The sequence below is a fragment of the Gordonia sp. BP-119 genome (genome assembly GCF_016924115.1).
GTDB classification, from domain to species: Bacteria; Actinomycetota; Actinomycetes; order Mycobacteriales; family Mycobacteriaceae; genus Gordonia; species Gordonia hongkongensis.
In genome coordinates this window covers 157,261-174,456 of the sequence record NZ_JAFFZF010000002.1, presented here as the reverse complement: position 1 = coordinate 174,456, position 17,196 = coordinate 157,261, and the positions used below count along the sequence as shown (strand labels likewise).

Genomic DNA, 17,196 nt, shown 5'->3' with positions numbered 1-17,196 from the left:
CGGGACGAACCGCACCCGGCGATCTGGGACAATGGTCGACGATGACTTCCCCTGCTCTGACCGCGACCGTGGATCTCGGCGCGATCGCCCACAACGTCGGCGTGCTGCGCGCCGCTTCGGGCGCTGACGTGATGGCGGTCGTGAAGGCCGACGCCTACGGCCATGGCGCCCTGCCGGTGGCCCGCGCCGTGCTCGCCGCCGGCGCCGCCGAACTCGGGGTCGCGCACCTCACCGAGGCGGCCGCGCTCCGCGCAGCCGGCATCGACGCCCCGATCACCGCGTGGCTGCACACGCCGGGAGCCGACTTCGCCGGAGCGATCGCCGACGGCATCGACATCGCCCTCTCGTCGATCTCGCAACTCGACGCGGTGATCGCGGCGGCACACCGCACCGGCCGGTCCGCGGTCGTCACCGCGAAGGTGGACACCGGCCTCAATCGGAGCGGCGTCGCGGTGGACGAATGGGCGGATTTCGCCGAGCGGGTGGCGAAGGCGCACGTCGATGGCTCGGTGGCCCTGCGTGCGGCGATGTGCCACCTCGCGCGTGGCGACGAACCCGATCACCCGCTGAACGACGCACAGGCGCAGCGGCTCGACGCCGCGGTCGCCGACCTGACCCGACTCGGCGCTGCACCGCAGGTGGTGCACATCGCCAATTCGCCTGCCGCGCTGACCCGTCCGGATCTCGCCCGCGACCTGGTACGGCCGGGGATCGCCGTCTACGGCCGGACCCCGGTACCGGCACGCGGCGACTTCGGGCTGATCCCGGCGATGACCCTGACCGCGACCATCGCGCTCGTGAAGAGGGTCGCCGCGGGGCAGGGTGTGTCCTACAGCGAGACGTGGATCGCGCCGCGCGACACGGTGGTGGCCGTGGTCGCCGCGGGGTACGCCGACGGCGTGCCGCGACTGCTGTCGGGCCGGATCCGGGTCCGGATCGGCGAGCGGATGTTCGACGGGGTGGGCCGGATCTGCATGGATCAGCTGGTCGTCGACCTCGGACCCGACGGCGCGGGTGTCCGCGAGGGCGACCAGGCCGAACTGTTCGGCACCGGCGCCTCGGGCGGCCCCACCGCGAAGGACTGGGCGGACGCGATCGGCACCATCGACTACGAGATCGTCTCCCAGGTCGGGACGCGCGTGGTCCGTCGTTACCTCGGCGAGAGGCAGGTCGGGCTCGCCGCCGAGACAACGGAGACCGGACAGTGAGCGAGGCAGCAGTGGTGGAATCCGACCGGGTCGGACTGCTGGCCGGGGTGGCGGGGATCGCCGCCCTGGGCGGCATGGCAGCCGTCGGGGCAGCGCGCAACATCGCCCGCAAGAGCGTGGTGGGCCGTCCGGATCCGCACGCCGATGTCGATCTCACCGCGCTCTACCGCGAGCGGGGGACCACGGTCACCGCCGACGACGGGCTGGATCTCGCGGTGCGGATCGTCGACCTCGGGACGGTGTCGGAAGGCTCCGTGCCCGACCTCACGATCGTGTTCGTGCACGGCTTCAGCCTCCGGTTGTCGAGCTGGCATTTCCAGCGCGAGCAACTCGCCGCCGAGTGGCACGATCGCAACTACCGGCTGGTGTTCTTCGATCACCGGGGGCACGGGGAGAGCGACCCGGCCCCGACCGAGACCTGCACGATCGCGCAGCTGGCCGACGACGCGGCAGCGGTGATCCGTGCCACCGTACCTGTGGGACCCGTTGTCCTCGTGGGTCATTCGATGGGCGGGATGACGCTGATGGGGCTCGCGCGCCGGCACCCGGCATTGTTCTCGTCGCACGGTCCGGTCGCCGGGGTGGCGCTGGTGGCGACGGCGTCGCGCGGTGTCACCGACGCCGGACTCGGTGAGGGACTGCGCAATCCGGTGGTGGATGCCTTCCGGATGAGTGTGCGCCGCGCGCCGCGCCTGGTCCAGGCGGGCCGCGGACTGACCCGCGCCGCCCTCGAACCGGTGCTGGTCGCGGCGAGTTTCGGGCCGACGTTCTACAGTCCGGCCCTCGGCGCCGCGGTGGACACGATGATCCAGAGCACGCCGATCGAGACCATCGTGAACTTCTTGCACGCCTTGGAGATCCACGACGAGTCGACCGCCCTGCCGGTGGTCGCCCAGGTGCCGACCACGGTCGTGTGCGGAGACCGGGACCGGCTCACACCATTACGCAACTCGGTCCGGATGTACTCCCAGCTGGGCGCCGATTCCCGCCTGGTCGTCTCCAAGGGCGCCGGCCACATGGTCCAGATGGAGGAGCCCCGGCTCGTCAGCGACGCGATCGCCGAACTGGTGGATCGCGCGCGGATCGCTCTGCCGGCCCCCCGTCGGCGCTGGTGGAAGCGAGGCCGCCGATGAGCGGCGTGGGTCCCCGCGGTACGCGCGACCTCCCCGAGGTCGACGACACCGAGGCCTTCGGCGCCGAGCTGGCGTCGACCCTCGCAGCAGGTGACGTGGTCATCCTCGACGGTCCGTTGGGCGCGGGAAAGACGGCGCTGGCCCGCGGGATCGGTGCCGGTCTCGGCGTCGAGGGGCGGGTGACCTCGCCGACGTTCATCATCGCCCGCGAGCACCGGCCGGGCCGGCCCGACCGCCCGGGGATGGTCCACGTCGACGCCTATCGGCTCGGCGGTACGGGAAGCGGGTCCGGGATGCTCGACGAACTCGATGCCCTGGACCTGGACTCCGACCTGGACGAGGCGGTCGTCGTCGTCGAGTGGGGCGAAGGTGTGGCCGAGCGGCTCGCCGACCGGCATCTGGTCGTGCGGCTGCGACGGGACACCGAAACCGATGTGCGACACGCCGAGTGGGAGTGGGTGAGCGCGGAATGAGTCAGGGTCTGGTGCTGGCGGTCGACACCGCCACCGATTCGGTGGTGGCCGGAGTGGCCGAACTGCGCGACGGTGAGGTGCGCGTGCTGGCCGAACGGGTGGTCGCCGACCACCGACGGCACGCGGAACTGCTCACCACCCTGGTCGCCGAGTGTCTTGCCGAATCCGGCACGGCCCGAACCGAACTGACCGCGGTTGTCGTCGGCTGCGGGCCCGGGCCGTTCACCGGACTCCGGGTGGGGATGGCGACCGGCGCCGCCTTCGCCGACGCGCTGGGGATACCGGCGTATGGCGTGTGCTCCCTCGATGCGCTTGCCGTCGACGCCGGTCCGGACGACGCAGGATCGCGGGCTCTGGTGGTGACCGACGCGCGCCGGCGCGAGGTCTACTGGGCGCTCTACGAGGGTGGCCGCCGTGTGCGCGGCCCCGAGGTGACCGCGCCCGCGGTGGTCGCCGAGGAGCTCGCCCCCGATGTCGCCGGGGGGCGGATCGGTGCGGTGGCGGGTTCTGCGGCCCACCTCGAACTCGCCGGCTGGACCGGTGATCCACCCGCGACCGGCGTGCCGACCGTACGCGGGGTGGTCATGGCGGCTGCCGCCGACATCGTCGCGGGCGCCGAACCCGAACCCCTTGTGCCGCTGTATCTACGACGCCCCGACGCGGTCGAGCAGAAGGCCCGTCGGGCGGGTGCGGCGCGATGACCACACCGGAGCTGGTCATCGACGCGCTCACCTTCGGTGACATCCCGCGCTGCGCCGCGCTGGAACGGCGGATGTTCGCCGACGACTCACCCTGGCCCGCCGCGGCTTTCCGCGCCGAACTCAACGCCCCGTACAACACCTATTTCGCGGCTCGGGAGCGCCTCGGCGCCGACGTCATCGGTTACGCCGGGATCTCCACGCTCGGGCAACCCGACGCCTGGGAGTGCGAGATCCACACCATCGCCGTCGATCCGGACCATCGGGGACGGGGAGTGGGCCGGGCGCTGCTCGAGGCCATGCTCGCCGTCGCGGACGAGAACGACGCCGCGGTGTTCCTGGAGGTACGCACCGACAACGAGGTGGCTATCGGGCTGTACTCACATCACGGGTTCAGCACCGCGGGTCTTCGCCGCAACTACTATCAGCCGTCCGGCGCGGATGCCTACACGATGTTGCGGCTCCCGGTGTCGGGCCGGCCGCTCGAACCGGAGGAGGGCCCGGCGTGATCGTTCTCGGCATCGAAAGCTCCTGCGACGAAACGGGTGTCGGCATCGTCCGGTGGACGCCGGGCGACGGCGACACACCCGGATTCGCGACGATGCTGGCCGACGAGGTCGCGTCGAGCGTGGACGAACACGCCCGGTTCGGCGGCGTGGTCCCCGAGATCGCCTCCCGAGCGCACCTGGAGGCGATCGTCCCCACGATGCGTCGGGCGCGGGAGGCGGCCGGGATCGACCGCCCCGACGCCATCGCGGTCACCATCGGGCCGGGACTCGCCGGCGCGTTGCTCGTCGGGGTGGCCGCGGCGAAGGCCTATGCACTCGCCTGGGACGTGCCGCTGTACGCGATGAACCATCTCGGCGGGCACGTCGCGGTGGACACCCTCGAGCACGGACCGATGCCGGAGTGCGTCGCACTGCTGGTCTCCGGTGGACATACGCACCTGCTGCACGTCACCGATCTCGCCGAGCCCATCGTCGAACTGGGCACCACGGTCGACGACGCGGCCGGGGAGGCCTTCGACAAGGTCGCCCGCCTGCTCGATCTCGGTTTTCCCGGGGGGCCGGCGCTGGACCGCGTCGCCCGTGAGGGTGACCCGGGTGCGATCGCCTTCCCACGCGGTATGACCGGTCCCCGCGACTCGCGGCACGACTTCTCCTTCAGCGGACTCAAGACCGCGGTCGCACGGTATGTCGAGAAATGCGTGCGCGACGGTGTGGAGGTACCGGTGGCGGACGTCGCGGCCTCGTTCCAGGAGGCGGTGGCGGACGTGCTGACGATGAAGGCAGTCCGGGCCTGCGGTGACCTCGGGGTGGACACCCTGGTCCTCGGCGGCGGTGCCACCGCCAATTCGCGCATCCGATCGCTGGCGGAGGAACGCTGCGCGGCGGCCGGGATCGACCTGCGGGTTCCGAAGCCGCGCCTGTGCACCGACAACGGCGTCATGATCGCGACGCTCGGCGCTCATGTGATCGGCGGGGGCGCGGCGCCCTCGCCGCTGACCGTGGCGTCGGACCCGGCGATGTCGGTGCGTGTCAGTCAGCTGTAGCGGACGGAGCCCGGCCGTCTTCGCGGGGAGCGAACACGGCCGGGTTTTTGCAGCCTCCACCCTTGAGTGCTGGCACTCGCATGTATAGAGTGCTAGATGGCGCTGACCGAAGCCTCGGACACCCGCGACGACGGGGTTTTGCAGGGCCGTGAACGTGCAGATTCTTTCTCAGTACGAAAGTTGAGGACTCACATCGTGGCGAGCGTGAACATCAAGCCGCTTGAGGACAAGATCCTGGTGCAGGCCGTCGAGGCCGAGACGACCACCGCGTCGGGCCTGGTCATCCCGGACTCCGCCAAGGAGAAGCCGCAGGAAGGCACCGTCATCGCTGTCGGCGAGGGTCGGGTCACCGAGCAGGGCAACCGCGTCCCCGTGGACGTCAAGGAAGGTGACACCGTCATCTACAGCAAGTACGGCGGCACCGAGATCAAGTACGCCGGCGAGGAGTACCTGATCCTCTCGGCGCGCGACGTCCTCGCCGTCATCGGCAAGTAGGACCGGCACCGAACTCCGGCCGAGTTAGACCCCGCGAGCCTTCATCGCGTCTCACATCGCCCCGGCGCCCCGTGCAGGGGTACCGGGGCGATGTGCGTTACGCCGACAGGCTCCCGTTGCAGAAAGTGATTCATGGCCAAGCAGATTGAATTCAACGAAACCGCGCGCCGGGCGCTCGAGCGAGGCATCGACCAGCTCGCCGACACCGTGAAGGTCACCCTCGGCCCGCGCGGACGGCACGTGGTCCTCGCCAAGGCGTTCGGCGGACCGAGTGTCACCAACGACGGCGTCACCATCGCGCGCGACATCGAGCTCGACGATCCGTTCGAGAACCTCGGCGCGCAATTGGTGAAGTCCGTCGCCACCAAGACCAACGACGTGGCGGGCGACGGCACCACCACCGCGACCGTGCTGGCACAGGCGATGGTCAAGGCCGGCCTGCGCAACGTCGCCGCCGGGTCCAACCCGATCGCTCTCGGGCAGGGCATCAGCAAGGCTGCCGATGCGCTGAGCGAGGCCCTGCTCGCCGCTGCGACCCCCGTCGCCGGTGAACAGGCCATCGCCCAGATCGCCACCGTGTCCTCCCGCGACGAGGAGATCGGCGAGATGGTCGGCAAGGCGATGACCGCGGTCGGCGCCGATGGTGTCGTGACCGTCGAGGAGAGCTCGGGGCTGAGCACCGACCTCGAGATCACCGAGGGCGTCCAGTTCGACAAGGGCTTCCTCTCGCCCTACTTCGTCACCGATCTCGACAGCCAGGAAGCGGTTCTCGAGGACGCGCTGGTCCTGCTCTACCGCGACAAGATCAGCTCCCTGCCGGACTTCCTGCCGCTGCTGGAGAAGGTCGTCGAAGCAGGCAAGTCGCTGCTGATCATCGCCGAGGATGTCGAGGGCGAGCCGCTGTCGACCCTCGTCGTGAACTCGATCCGCAAGACGATCCGCGCCGTCGCCGTCAAGGCGCCGTTCTTCGGCGACCGCCGCAAGGCCTTCCTCGAAGACCTCGCGATCGTCACCGGCGGAACCGTCGTCTCCTCCGACATCGGCCTGAGCCTGCCGACGGTCGGTCTCGACGTGCTCGGCTCGGTCCGTCGCGTCGTCGTCACCAAGGACGCCACCACCCTCGTCGAGGGTGCCGGCACCAAGGACGCGATCGCGGACCGTTCGGCGCAGCTGCGACGGGAGATCGAGCAGTCCGACTCCGACTGGGACAAGGAGAAGCTCGCCGAGCGTCTGGCGAAGCTCTCCGGTGGTGTCGCGGTGATCCGCGTGGGTGCGGCCACCGAGACCGCGCTCAAGGAGCGCAAGCACCGCGTCGAGGACGCCGTCGCGGCGGCCAAGGCCGCCGTCGAGGAGGGGATCATCCCCGGTGGTGGCTCGGCCATCGTGCAGGCGTCGAAGAAGCTCGACGCCCTCGCCGAGTCCCTGACCGGTGACGAGGCCCTGGGTGTGCGGGTCGTCCGCGACTCCGCGCGGGCGCCGCTCTACTGGATCGCCGCGAACGCTGGACTCGACGGTGCGGTCGTGGTCGACAAGGTCGCCGGTGGGGCCGAGGGCTCGGGGTTCAACGCCGCGAGCCTGTCCTACGGCGACCTGGTCGCCGAAGGCATCATCGACCCGGTGAAGGTCACCCGGTCGGCGGTCGTCAACGCCGCGTCGGTGGCCCGCATGGTGCTGACGACCGAGACGGCGATCACCGATCAGCCGGCCGACGAACCGGCCGGTCACGCGGGACACGGGCACGCGCACTGACGTAACTCCGCGCAGTTCGACGAACACGAGAGCCGGGCATCCTCGCAGGGATGCCCGGCTCTCGCGGTCGTGGTCTGGTCGGGTTCGACGCCCCTGGCCTCAGCTGGCCATCCGGCGGCCGACGCCCCGCTTCATCAAGATGCTGCGCTCGGATTCGGACAGTCCGCCCCAGATGCCGTACGGCTCCGCCACCGCGAGTGCGTGCTCCCGGCATTGCGCGATGACCGGGCACTGGTGGCACATCTCTTTGGCGCGTCGCTCACGCTGCGCTCGGGCGCGGCCGCGTTCGCCGTCCGGATGGAAGAACATCGACGAGTCGACGCCGCGGCAGAGTCCTGACATCTGCCAGTCCCAGATGTCAGCGTTGGGGCCGGGGAGATGATTGGGCTGAGGCATGACAGCTACTCCTTGTCGTGGGCCGCACCGGGGTGCTTCGGTGGGAAACGTCGATTTCCTGCAACGCTGAACTCACATTAAGCGGGCCTGAGAAATTGCGTCAATAGCCCTGAAATGGGACCGGATTGCTGCGAAAGTCTCAGAAATGTTAACGGCGGGTTAGGTGATCGCGGTTGGATAGCACAGCGCGGATGCGTCGTTGCGGTGCCCCCTGATCCGGGGTGACCGACCCGGTGTGACCTGCAATGATGACTGCCGGGTCCAGGTGTCTGTCCAGTGCGTCGGACGTAGGGGTGTGGTGACGTCGATCGAACCGATTTACACGGCGGAAATCTTCCGATGATGCACCCGTGATCTGTCCAGAGAATTAACGTTGGGAATCGTTCGTTAAATTCATGCAAACCGAAAAAGATCGAGTGACCAAGAACACCTCCTCGACGCTCGACAAAGCCGTTGAGCTGCGTCGACACCCCTCGATGCGACCTTCGGTGGTCCCGCTGCTGCATGCGTGGGCCGCGGCGGTCTCCGCCGGCGGGGACGGGAACTACGCCCGCGCGCTCACCGAGCTCGCGTCCCTCGAACGGGTCGCCGGTGTGCGAGCGCGGGGATTCGCGCCCACCGACCCCCACCTCGCCGTGCTGTCTCTGTGTCAGAGCACGCGGGCCTCGCTGATCCGCCAGGCCGGGCGACACCACATCTCGCATGGGGTCGACGGTCGAGCCCTCCTCACCGTCGGCATCTCCGGCGCCCGGGCCGAGCCGGGTGCACCGGGCCCCGGGCCACGCGAGGTCTCGCTCATCCGAGCGGCGGTCGCGGACGGACTCGTCGGGCTCGCGGCCGACAATCTGGGTCTGCTGCGGTTCGATGCGTCCCGTCGGCTGCTCGACCGGGCGCGAACGGTCCTCGATCCCACGGACGAGCGGCCGGTCGGGGCGAACCCCGAACAGTGGTCCTGGCGGCCGGCGGACGCGGACTGGATGACGGCCACGCGCTGCCGCCTGCGCTGGGAATGGGTGAGCGCCGAACTCGGTCTGTACCGCGGTGACGTGGCGTCCGGGCTCGAACACGCCCGAGCGGGGGCACTGCTGGTGCGGGAGATGCACGACGCGGCGACTCCGGTCCCGGCCCGCCATCGAGTGAAGACCGCGTTGATCGCCGCGGCTGCCGCCGCGGGCGCGGGGGATCGGGGTGGCACCGCGAACGCGGCGCGGGACGTCGTCGCCGACGCTCGCGACGAGGCCCTCCTGCCCCTGGAGTGGGCGGCGATGAGCCTGCTGCTGGGCACCGGAGCCGCGTCCGGCGACGAGGCCGTTCACCACCGCCGGCTCCGCGCCACGCTGATCGGCAAGGGCATGGCGCTGATGCCGGACGGTTGATCGCTAAGGTGTGTTGGGGTCTGCCACGTCGTCGCCGCCGGAGACGTCGCCGGAACGCGCTCTCCAGCCGCGTGCCACGACGATCGCCACCGGCGGCGTCACCGTGCCGGGGCCCGGACCAGGACCGGCAATTAGACCGGTTGGCCGACTTGTAACACGGGGATTCCTACGCGCGATGAAGTTGACAGGTGGTGAGTTGAACGACGCCGTTCGGGCCGCGGGCCAAGGCGATCGGGCAGCTCTCACGTCAGTTCTCGAAAGCGTGCAGGAACCGATCCTGCGCTACTGCCGAGGACGCATCGGGGTAGGGGAACGGCATCTGTTCTCCGCCGACGACATCGCGCAGGAGGCATTGATGGCGGTGATGACCGCGTTACCACGGTACCGTGACCAGGGCAAACCGTTCATGGCCTTCGTCTACGGCATCGCCTCGCACAAGGTCGCCGACGCCATGCGGGTGGCGGCACGGGTGAAGTCGGACCCGGTCGAGGAGATCCCCGAGGTCTCACACGTCACCGGTGGCCCCGAGCAGTTCGCGATCGATGCCGACGGCAGCAGGCGGATGAGAGCCCTGCTGGGCATCCTCCCCGAGAAACAACGCGAGGTACTGGTCCTGCGGTTGATCGTCGGGATGTCGGCGGAGGAGACCGCGCAGGCGATCGGCAGCACCGCGGGAGCAGTACGAGTCGCCCAGCATCGAGCGCTGGCGAAATTGAAAGACGAGTTGAGACGGACAGGAGGTCACGATGAGCGGACAGTCTGATTGGCGTAGACGCCGTGTCGCCGGTGGTGACCAGCCGAATCGACCCGGTCAGCCGCCGGCGCACCGTCGCGCGCCCGGTTCGAGCGGCCCGGCGCCCGCCGGGCCCGGACCCCGCCCGGTTGACCCGTTCTCCTCGGACGCGGAGTCCGGACTCGACGCGTTCGATCTCTCCGCTTCCGATGACGCGCTCGATCTCTCCGAACTGAACTTCGACGAGAACTTCCTCGACGCGCTGACCCGCGATGTGCCGGTGCCGACCCGCGACGCGGCCGAGTATCAGCTGGCCGAGATGCTGTCGGGCTGGCGGTCGGAGATCGTGTCCACCCCCGAGCCCGAGCTGCTGTCCGTCGACGACGTCGAGCGGGCAATCGGGACCAGCGAGCGCGCGAGTCGCGGCCGCCGCATGGTCCGTCACCTGCGCGTCGTGTCGGGTGCCGCCGCGATCGTCATCGTTGCGGCTGCCGGCCTGACCGTGCTCTCCGAGGGCTCGCAACCCGGCGACCCGCTGTGGGGCATCAAACAGGTCGTGTTCGCCGAGGCCGCGTCGCAGACGCAGGCGGCCCACGACGTCCGGAACAACCTCGAGCGTGCCGAGGCCGCGATCGCCGCCGGTGATCCGGGTGCGGCGGCCAGCCTGCTGGCCGAGGCGCAGGAGCGCATGGGTCCGATGGACAACGAGATGCGTGACGAGATGACGGACTGGATGAACCGCATCCGCGCGGGTGCGGGTCTGCCGACCGAGACCACCGATCCCGCACCGTCGACCGGTGCGGAACAGCCCGGGACGATCGACCCGACCCGGCCCGATCTCCGGAACTCCGAGGACCAGCCCTCACCCGACGCGTCGACGCCTCCGGGCGGCGGGACGGATGAACCGACCACGCCGTCCGAGCAGACGAGCGACCCGCAGGAGCCGTCGTCGGTCCCGCCCTCGAGCGAGCCGGCAGAACCGTCGACGCCGTCGTCGAGCACGAAGGTCACCCGTTTCCCGGCCGAGTTCCCCGAGATCCCGTGGACGCCGCCGCCCGGCGTGGACGCCGGTCGGCCGATCGGCTGACGCGACCGCACCATCGCCGGCCCCAACGGTCGTTGGAGATCATGAGCGAGGCCCCGCACCGGATCGATCGGTGCGGGGCCTCGCTCATTGGTGGTGCCGGAGAGTCGGCGACAGTTACCGCCGCGTCCGTGGAGGATCAGCGCTCGTCGTCGAGATGACTACGGGCGTCGGCGTAACCGCGGCAGTAATCCCACGTGACGTAGGCGTCCGGACGGGGATCCACCGCGGGCTCGTGCGGCCGGACGGTGCCGTCGATGAGAAGCTGGATCAGGTTGGCGCGCAACATGTCCCAGTCGTGGTAGTGGTCCTCGCGGCAGTCCTCACACACGACGACCAGGCCGCGTACACCGCGATTGGCCAGTAGGGCCTCGTAGAGTGCGAGATCGGCGAGGTCTTCTTCGACCGCGAGCCGCTCGTTCTCGTCCAACGGGATACCCGGCTCCACGCTGTCCAATGCGGATGCGGGATCGCTGGGATCGTCGGCGAACGGATCCGGCGGGAGGCCGGGTGGCAGGTGGTCACGCACCACACCACCGTAGCCGATCCGCGGGTGCGCGCGCCGCAGGCGTTCACCGGTCGAGCGCACCTGTTGAGAGTGGGTCGGGCGACCTCATCGGCGCGAAGACTCCTGTGTGACGATCGCCGCAACAAGGGACTCGATACCATGGTCCGATGACTGCTGTTCGTACCGGTGGAGACGATCCCGGCAAGGTCGCGATGCTCGGCCTGACCTTCGACGACGTCCTGTTGCTGCCCTCGGCGTCGGACGTGATACCCAGCGAGGTCGACACCTCGTCGCGGGTGACCAAGAACGTGACGCTGCGTGTCCCGCTGGTGAGTTCGGCGATGGACACCGTGACCGAGTCCCGGATGGCGATCGCGATGGCGCGCGCCGGGGGTATGGGTGTCCTCCACCGCAATCTGTCGATCGAGGAGCAGGCCGGCCAGGTCGAGACCGTCAAGCGGTCCGAGGCGGGCATGGTCACCGATCCGGTGACGTGCACCCCCACGCACACGCTCGCCGAGGTGGACGCCATGTGCGCGCGCTACCGCATCTCCGGTCTGCCCGTTGTCGACGACAAGGGTGAGCTCGTCGGCATCATCACCAACCGCGACATGCGGTTCGAGGTCGACCAGAGCCGTCCGGTCGCCGAGGTGATGACCAAGGCCCCGCTCATCACCGCCCAGGAGGGCGTCTCCGCAGAGGCCGCACTGGGACTGCTCCGCCGGCACAAGATCGAGAAGCTGCCGATCGTCGACGGCAACGGTCGCCTGACCGGACTCATCACCGTCAAGGACTTCGTCAAGACCGAACAGCATCCGCTGGCGACCAAGGACTCCGACGGACGGTTGCTCGTCGGGGCGGCCGTCGGCACCGGTGACCCGCAGTGGGACCGGGCGATGGCGTTGGCCGACGCCGGGGCCGACGTGATCATCGTCGACACCGCCCACGCGCACAACCGGCTCGTGCTCGACATGGTGGCCAAGTTGAAGGCCGAGGTCGGCGATCGGGTGGACGTGGTCGGCGGCAACGTCGCGACCCGCGAGGCCGCGCAGGCCCTCGTCGACGCCGGCGCCGATGCGGTGAAGGTCGGCGTCGGACCGGGCTCGATCTGCACCACCCGCGTCGTGGCGGGTGTCGGTGCCCCGCAGATCACCGCCATCCTCGAAGCCGTGGCGGTCTGTCAGAAGGCGGGAGTGCCCGTGATCGCCGACGGTGGTCTGCAGTACTCCGGCGACATCGCCAAGGCCCTCGCGGCGGGGGCGTCGACCGCGATGCTCGGTTCGCTCCTCGCCGGCACCGCCGAGGCCCCCGGCGAGCTGGTCCTGGTCAACGGCAAGCAGTTCAAGAGCTACCGCGGCATGGGTTCGCTGGGTGCGATGCAGGGTCGCGGACAGGCGAAGTCGTACTCCAAGGACCGCTACTTCCAGGACGACGTCCTCAAAGAGGAGAAGCTGGTTCCCGAGGGCATCGAGGGACGGGTGCCGTTCCGCGGTCCGCTGTCGCAGGTGATACATCAGCTCGTCGGCGGCCTTCGTGCCGCGATGGGCTACACCGGCGCGTCGACGATCCCGGATCTGCAGACCGCGCGGTTCGTCCAGATCACCGCGGCCGGCCTGAAGGAATCCCACCCGCACGACATCACGCTGACCGCAGAGGCACCCAACTACTATTCCCGCTGAACTCCCCGAGGTCGTTCCCGCCGGACTCGTCCGGGGGGCCAGGCCGTAGGGTCGTTGTGCAGCTGAACTCCGCAGAAAGGCGCAGTGGTGCGTGACCTCGTCGAAATCGGCATGGGCCGGACAGCCCGACGGACCTACGAGCTGGGGGACATCAGCATCGTCCCGTCCCGTCGGACCCGTTCGTCCAAGGACGTCTCCACCGCATGGCAGATCGATGCCTACCGGTTCTCCTCGCCGATCCTGAGCCACCCGACGGATGCCCTGGTGTCGCCGTCGGTCGCGATCGAACTGGGCAAGCTCGGCGCGCTCGGCGTCCTGAACGGTGAGGGGCTGTGGGCCCGTCACCGCGACGTCGAGGCGAAGATCGCCGAACTCGTCGCCATCGCGGCGGAGGACCCGGATCCCTATGCGGCGGTTCGACACCTGCAGCAACTCCACTCGGCCCCGCTCGACAGCGGGTTGCTCGGCGAGGCCGTGGCCCAGGTCCGCGACGCGGGGGTCACCACGGCCGTCCGCGTCAGCCCGCAGCACGCACCCGAGCTGACCCCGGCGCTGCTGGCCGCCGGGGTGGAGATCCTGGTGGTGCACGGCACGATCATCTCGGCGGAGCACGTGGCGCAGGTCGATGCCGACGGCACGCAGCGGGAACCGCTGAACCTGAAGACCTTCATCGCCGATCTCGACGTACCGGTCATCGCGGGCGGCGTGCACGACCACCGCACCGCGCTGCACCTGATGCGGACGGGTGCCGCGGGCGTGATCGTCGGCTACGGTTCCGCCGCGGGAGCCACCACGACGGGCGAGGTGCTCGGCATCGGTGTGCCGATGGCCACCGCCATCGCCGACGCCGCCGCCGCGCGTCGCGACTACCTGGACGAGACCGGCGGTCGCTACGTCCACGTCATCGCCGACGGCGACATCCACAGCTCGGGCGACATCGTCAAGGCGATCGCCTGTGGAGCCGACGCCGCGGTCCTCGGAACCTCGCTCGCCGCAACGAGTTCCGCGCCCGGCAACGGATGGTACTGGCCGTCGGCCGCTGCTCACCCCGACACCCCGCGCGGCGCCCTCCTGCAGGTCGCCGCGGGTGAAGACCGACCGAGTCTCGAGCGGGTTCTCTACGGCCCCTCCGACGACCCGTACGGCGAACTGAATGTCGTCGGCGCACTGCGTCGGGCCATGGCGAAGGCCGGTTACTGCGACCTCAAGGAATTCCAGCGCGTGGGGTTGTCCGTCCGCGGCTGATAGTTAGGGTGACCTGGGTCTCTTTATGTGACAATGCGCGTTAGTATGTTCGGCATGGGATTCGACAAGTCGACCGAACACGCCACCGACTTCGACGTTCTGATCGTCGGCTCCGGGTTCGGCGGCAGCGTGAGTGCGTTGCGGCTGGTGGAGAAGGGGTACCGCGTCGGCGTGGTCGAGGCCGGGCGCCGGTTCGAGGACGAGGACTTCGCCAAGACCAGCTGGCGCCTCAACCGGTGGTTGTGGGCACCGAAGCTGGGCCTGTACGGCATCCAGCGCATCCACGCCCTGAAAGACGTGATGATCCTCGCCGGGGCGGGCGTCGGCGGCGGCTCGCTCAACTACGCCAACACGCTCTACAAGCCCCCGACGCCGTTCTTCACCGATCCCCAGTGGAATCACATCACCGACTGGGAGGACGAGCTCAGCCCGTACTACGACCAGGCCCGGCGGATGCTCGGCGTGGTCACCAACCCGACGGTCACCGCGTCCGACCGCGTGGTCGCCGAAGTCGCCGCCGAGATGGGTGTCGGGGACACGGTGACCCCGACGCCGGTCGGTGTGTTCTTCGGTGCGAAGACGGGTCTGTCCGGGGCGCCCGGCGAGACCGTCGCCGACCCGTACTTCGGCGGTGCGGGTCCGGACCGGACCGCCTGCACCGAGTGCGGCGCGTGCATGACCGGGTGCCGGGTGGGTGCCAAGAACACCCTGCTGAAGAACTATCTCGGCCTCGCGGAACGCCACGGCGCCACCATCATCGACCGGACCACGGTGGACTCGCTCCGGCAGCGCGCCGACGATGTCTGGGAGGTGGGCACGCATCACTCGTCGTCGTGGGGTCCGCTCGGACGCCGTCGACGCACGATCACGGCGGGTCAGGTCATCCTGGCGGCCGGCACGTTCAACACCCAACGACTGCTGCACCACGCGAAACTCGGTACGCTGCCGCAGATCTCGGACGCGATGGGTCGGCTCACGCGCACCAACTCGGAGTCGATACTGGGTGCGATGGGGTCGCGGATCGATCCGGAGAACGACTACTCGCGCGGCGTCGCGATCACTTCGTCGTTCTATCCCGAGCCGAACACGCACATCGAACCGGTGCGATACGGCAAGGGCTCCAACGCGATCGCGTACCTGCAGACCCTGCTCACCGACGGCGGGTCCCGGCGCAATCGGTTCGGGCAGTTCCTGCGTCAGGTCGCCCGCAACCCGTTCCTGCTGGTGCGGTTGCTCGTGGTGCGACAGTGGAGCGAGCGGACCGTGATCGCCCTGGTCATGCAGAACAACAACAACTCGCTGACCACCTTCGTCCGCAAGCGCGGACCGGTGCGGTACGTCACCAGCAAGCAGGGCCACGGCGAGCCGAACCCGACGTGGATTCCGAAGGGCAACGAGGCAACTCGCCGGATCGCGGCGAAACTCGACGGCGGCGTCGCCGGCGGGACCTGGGGCGACATCGTCAACATGCCGCTGACCGCGCACTATCTCGGCGGCTGCGCGATCTCCGACGACCCGGACAACGGCGTCATCGATCCCTACCAGCGCGTGTGGAACTACCCGACGTTGCACATCGCCGACGGCGCGTCGGTGTCGGCGAACCTCGGCGTCAATCCGTCGCTGACGATCTGCGCGCAGGCGGAACGCGCGGCGGCACTGTGGCCGAACAAGGGCGAACAGGACCGGCGTCCTGCGCAGGGCGACCCGTACCGCCGCATCGAGCCGACGACGCCGGCGTCCCCGGTGGTGCCGGCCGACGCACCCGGCGCCCTGCGGCTGCCGATCACCCCGGTCGTCCCCGCCACTCCACTCACGGCACAACGCATCTCGTAGCGCCGGTGCGCCGTCACGCGCACTGTGACCACGAAATCCCGGTCGGAGGCGTCGGCGGGTAGTGTCGTCGTCCAGTGCCGAACGGGGGGAGACGCATGTCGGGTACAGAGCCGCTGACCGTGGTGTTGGCGGGCGGAAGTGGCTCGCTGGGAACGCATCTGGCGACCGATCTCGCCGAGCGTGGATACCATCCGGTCATCCTGACGCGGCGGGTCGATCCGTCGTCGCCGTTCGAGCAGGTGGTCTGGGACGGCAGGACCCAGGGCGACTGGGTCGAGACGCTGGCCGCAGATCGTCCGACGGCGGTGGTCAACCTCGCGGGCAAACTCGTGGATTGCCGCCCCACGGACGCCAACATCGCCGCACTGCGGAACAGTCGGGTCGACGCGACGCGAGCACTCGTCACCGCATCGCGCGAACGCACGACGCCGATCTCGTACTGGCTGCAGTCCAGCACGACCGCGATCTGGAGCGACGCGGGTGAACTGTGGTGCACCGAATCGACGCCGATCCCGGTGGGCCTCCCGCAGATGACCGGTGTGGCGCAGCCCTGGGAGGAGGCGGTGGACGGCGCGAACACCGACCATCTGACCGTGCTGCGCACCTCGATCGTGCTCGATGCGGATTCGCCGGCCATCCGACGCCTCGTGGGCCTGACCAGGTTCGGACTCGGCGGGCGGGTCGGCGACGGCCGGCAATGGTTCAGCTGGATTCACATCGACGACTGGCTCGCGATCGCCCGCGCGGCGCTGCGGGTCGACGGCGCGGTGTCGCTGCCCGACGGTGTCGTCGTGGCGGCCAGTCCGAATCCGGTGCGCAACTCCGAACTCATGGCGATGCTGCGCGCGGAGATCGGACGGCCGCCCGCGCCGCCGACGCCCGCGTGGTTGCTGAAGCTCGGTGCGGTGGTGCTGCGCACGGACCCGGCCCTCGGACTCACGGGGCGCCGCGCGCGGTCTGATGTACTGGCCGACGCCGGTTTCGAATTCCGCTTCCCACGGCTCGAGGACGCACTCTCCGATCTGCTCTGAGAG

At 69.6% G+C, this 17,196-nt stretch carries 17 protein-coding genes; 15 read left to right on the top strand and 2 right to left on the bottom strand.

What is annotated here, in order from left to right; genetic code table 11:
• The first annotated feature begins 41 nt into the window (after positions 1-41).
• The 8 genes from alr (at position 42) to groL (ending at position 7,308) form a co-directional block, all read left to right on the top strand.
• Positions 42-1,208 carry an alanine racemase gene (gene alr, locus JW364_RS02115; RefSeq protein ID WP_068970171.1) on the top strand — a complete coding sequence of 389 codons (1,167 nt, stop codon included), beginning with the start codon at positions 42-44 and terminating at the stop codon, positions 1,206-1,208.
• The gene (locus JW364_RS02110; protein WP_068970172.1) at positions 1,205-2,341 is read left to right on the top strand and encodes an alpha/beta fold hydrolase; all 1,137 of its coding nucleotides are present in this window, start codon (positions 1,205-1,207) and stop codon (positions 2,339-2,341) included. Before alr ends, JW364_RS02110 begins: the two co-directional genes overlap by 4 nt.
• Positions 2,338-2,814, top strand: coding sequence for a tRNA (adenosine(37)-N6)-threonylcarbamoyltransferase complex ATPase subunit type 1 TsaE (gene tsaE / locus JW364_RS02105; RefSeq protein WP_068970173.1), 477 nt, complete (start codon positions 2,338-2,340; stop codon positions 2,812-2,814). Before JW364_RS02110 ends, tsaE begins: the two co-directional genes overlap by 4 nt.
• Entirely contained in the window at positions 2,811-3,515 is a 705-nt protein-coding gene (gene tsaB / locus JW364_RS02100; protein ID WP_137809234.1) for a tRNA (adenosine(37)-N6)-threonylcarbamoyltransferase complex dimerization subunit type 1 TsaB, read from the top strand. Before tsaE ends, tsaB begins: the two co-directional genes overlap by 4 nt.
• On the top strand, positions 3,512-4,021 hold the full coding sequence (rimI, locus tag JW364_RS02095) for a ribosomal protein S18-alanine N-acetyltransferase (RefSeq protein WP_065629901.1): 510 nt from the start codon (positions 3,512-3,514) through the stop codon (positions 4,019-4,021). The genes tsaB and rimI overlap by 4 nt, the downstream gene beginning before the upstream one ends.
• Positions 4,018-5,064, top strand: a complete 1,047-nt coding sequence (gene tsaD, locus JW364_RS02090) for a tRNA (adenosine(37)-N6)-threonylcarbamoyltransferase complex transferase subunit TsaD (protein WP_068970174.1) — start codon at positions 4,018-4,020, stop codon at positions 5,062-5,064. The genes rimI and tsaD overlap by 4 nt, the downstream gene beginning before the upstream one ends.
• A gap of 195 nt (positions 5,065-5,259) precedes the next feature.
• Positions 5,260-5,559, top strand: coding sequence for a co-chaperone GroES (groES, locus tag JW364_RS02085; protein WP_004019185.1), 300 nt, complete (start codon positions 5,260-5,262; stop codon positions 5,557-5,559).
• Positions 5,560-5,691: 132 nt separating this feature from the next.
• Positions 5,692-7,308, top strand: a complete 1,617-nt coding sequence (gene groL / locus JW364_RS02080) for a chaperonin GroEL (RefSeq protein WP_058250696.1) — start codon at positions 5,692-5,694, stop codon at positions 7,306-7,308.
• Between the two features lie 99 nt (positions 7,309-7,407).
• On the opposite strand, the gene JW364_RS02075 is transcribed toward groL, so the two are convergent.
• The gene (locus JW364_RS02075; protein ID WP_010841865.1) at positions 7,408-7,704 is read right to left on the bottom strand and encodes a WhiB family transcriptional regulator; all 297 of its coding nucleotides are present in this window, start codon (positions 7,702-7,704) and stop codon (positions 7,408-7,410) included.
• Positions 7,705-8,120: 416 nt separating this feature from the next.
• On the opposite strand from JW364_RS02075, the gene JW364_RS02070 reads away from it, so the two are divergent.
• The 3 genes from JW364_RS02070 to JW364_RS02060 all read left to right on the top strand — a co-directional run bounded on the left by JW364_RS02070 (position 8,121) and on the right by JW364_RS02060 (position 10,900).
• Complete coding sequence (locus tag JW364_RS02070) at positions 8,121-9,080, top strand: hypothetical protein (RefSeq protein WP_058250695.1); 960 nt, start codon at positions 8,121-8,123, stop codon at positions 9,078-9,080.
• Between the two features lie 175 nt (positions 9,081-9,255).
• Positions 9,256-9,843, top strand: coding sequence for a sigma-70 family RNA polymerase sigma factor (locus JW364_RS02065; protein ID WP_010841867.1), 588 nt, complete (start codon positions 9,256-9,258; stop codon positions 9,841-9,843).
• Entirely contained in the window at positions 9,827-10,900 is a 1,074-nt protein-coding gene (locus tag JW364_RS02060; RefSeq protein WP_068971738.1) for an anti-sigma-D factor RsdA, read from the top strand. Before JW364_RS02065 ends, JW364_RS02060 begins: the two co-directional genes overlap by 17 nt.
• 136 nt (positions 10,901-11,036) lie before the next feature.
• Here the strand turns inward: JW364_RS02060 and JW364_RS02055 are convergent, their stop codons facing one another.
• The gene (locus JW364_RS02055; protein ID WP_058250883.1) at positions 11,037-11,426 is read right to left on the bottom strand and encodes a DUF5319 domain-containing protein; all 390 of its coding nucleotides are present in this window, start codon (positions 11,424-11,426) and stop codon (positions 11,037-11,039) included.
• A 146-nt stretch (positions 11,427-11,572) separates the two neighbouring features.
• On the opposite strand from JW364_RS02055, the gene guaB reads away from it, so the two are divergent.
• The 4 genes from guaB (at position 11,573) to JW364_RS02035 (ending at position 17,193) form a co-directional block, all read left to right on the top strand.
• On the top strand, positions 11,573-13,084 hold the full coding sequence (gene guaB, locus JW364_RS02050; protein ID WP_058250693.1) for an IMP dehydrogenase: 1,512 nt from the start codon (positions 11,573-11,575) through the stop codon (positions 13,082-13,084).
• Between the two features lie 87 nt (positions 13,085-13,171).
• Complete coding sequence (locus JW364_RS02045; RefSeq protein ID WP_058250882.1) at positions 13,172-14,329, top strand: GuaB3 family IMP dehydrogenase-related protein; 1,158 nt, start codon at positions 13,172-13,174, stop codon at positions 14,327-14,329.
• A 45-nt stretch (positions 14,330-14,374) separates the two neighbouring features.
• Positions 14,375-16,162, top strand: a complete 1,788-nt coding sequence (locus JW364_RS02040; RefSeq protein WP_083229439.1) for a GMC family oxidoreductase — start codon at positions 14,375-14,377, stop codon at positions 16,160-16,162.
• A 95-nt stretch (positions 16,163-16,257) separates the two neighbouring features.
• Entirely contained in the window at positions 16,258-17,193 is a 936-nt protein-coding gene (locus tag JW364_RS02035; protein WP_058250691.1) for an epimerase, read from the top strand.
• Positions 17,194-17,196 lie beyond the last annotated feature (3 nt).

Excerpts from the sequence above, each read along its gene's own strand:
- alr (WP_068970171.1), top strand. The coding sequence starts at position 42 with ATGACTTCCCCTGCTCTGACCGCGACCGTGGATCTCGGCGCGATCGCC.
- tsaE (WP_068970173.1), top strand. The coding sequence starts at position 2,338 with ATGAGCGGCGTGGGTCCCCGCGGTACGCGCGACCTCCCCGAGGTCGAC.
- tsaB (WP_137809234.1), top strand. The coding sequence starts at position 2,811 with ATGAGTCAGGGTCTGGTGCTGGCGGTCGACACCGCCACCGATTCGGTG.
- rimI (WP_065629901.1), top strand. The coding sequence starts at position 3,512 with ATGACCACACCGGAGCTGGTCATCGACGCGCTCACCTTCGGTGACATC.
- groL (WP_058250696.1), top strand. The coding sequence starts at position 5,692 with ATGGCCAAGCAGATTGAATTCAACGAAACCGCGCGCCGGGCGCTCGAG.
- JW364_RS02075 (WP_010841865.1), bottom strand. The coding sequence starts at position 7,704 with ATGCCTCAGCCCAATCATCTCCCCGGCCCCAACGCTGACATCTGGGAC.
- JW364_RS02065 (WP_010841867.1), top strand. The coding sequence starts at position 9,256 with ATGAAGTTGACAGGTGGTGAGTTGAACGACGCCGTTCGGGCCGCGGGC.
- JW364_RS02060 (WP_068971738.1), top strand. The coding sequence starts at position 9,827 with ATGAGCGGACAGTCTGATTGGCGTAGACGCCGTGTCGCCGGTGGTGAC.
- guaB (WP_058250693.1), top strand. The coding sequence starts at position 11,573 with ATGACTGCTGTTCGTACCGGTGGAGACGATCCCGGCAAGGTCGCGATG.
- JW364_RS02040 (WP_083229439.1), top strand. The coding sequence starts at position 14,375 with ATGTTCGGCATGGGATTCGACAAGTCGACCGAACACGCCACCGACTTC.
- JW364_RS02035 (WP_058250691.1), top strand. The coding sequence starts at position 16,258 with ATGTCGGGTACAGAGCCGCTGACCGTGGTGTTGGCGGGCGGAAGTGGC.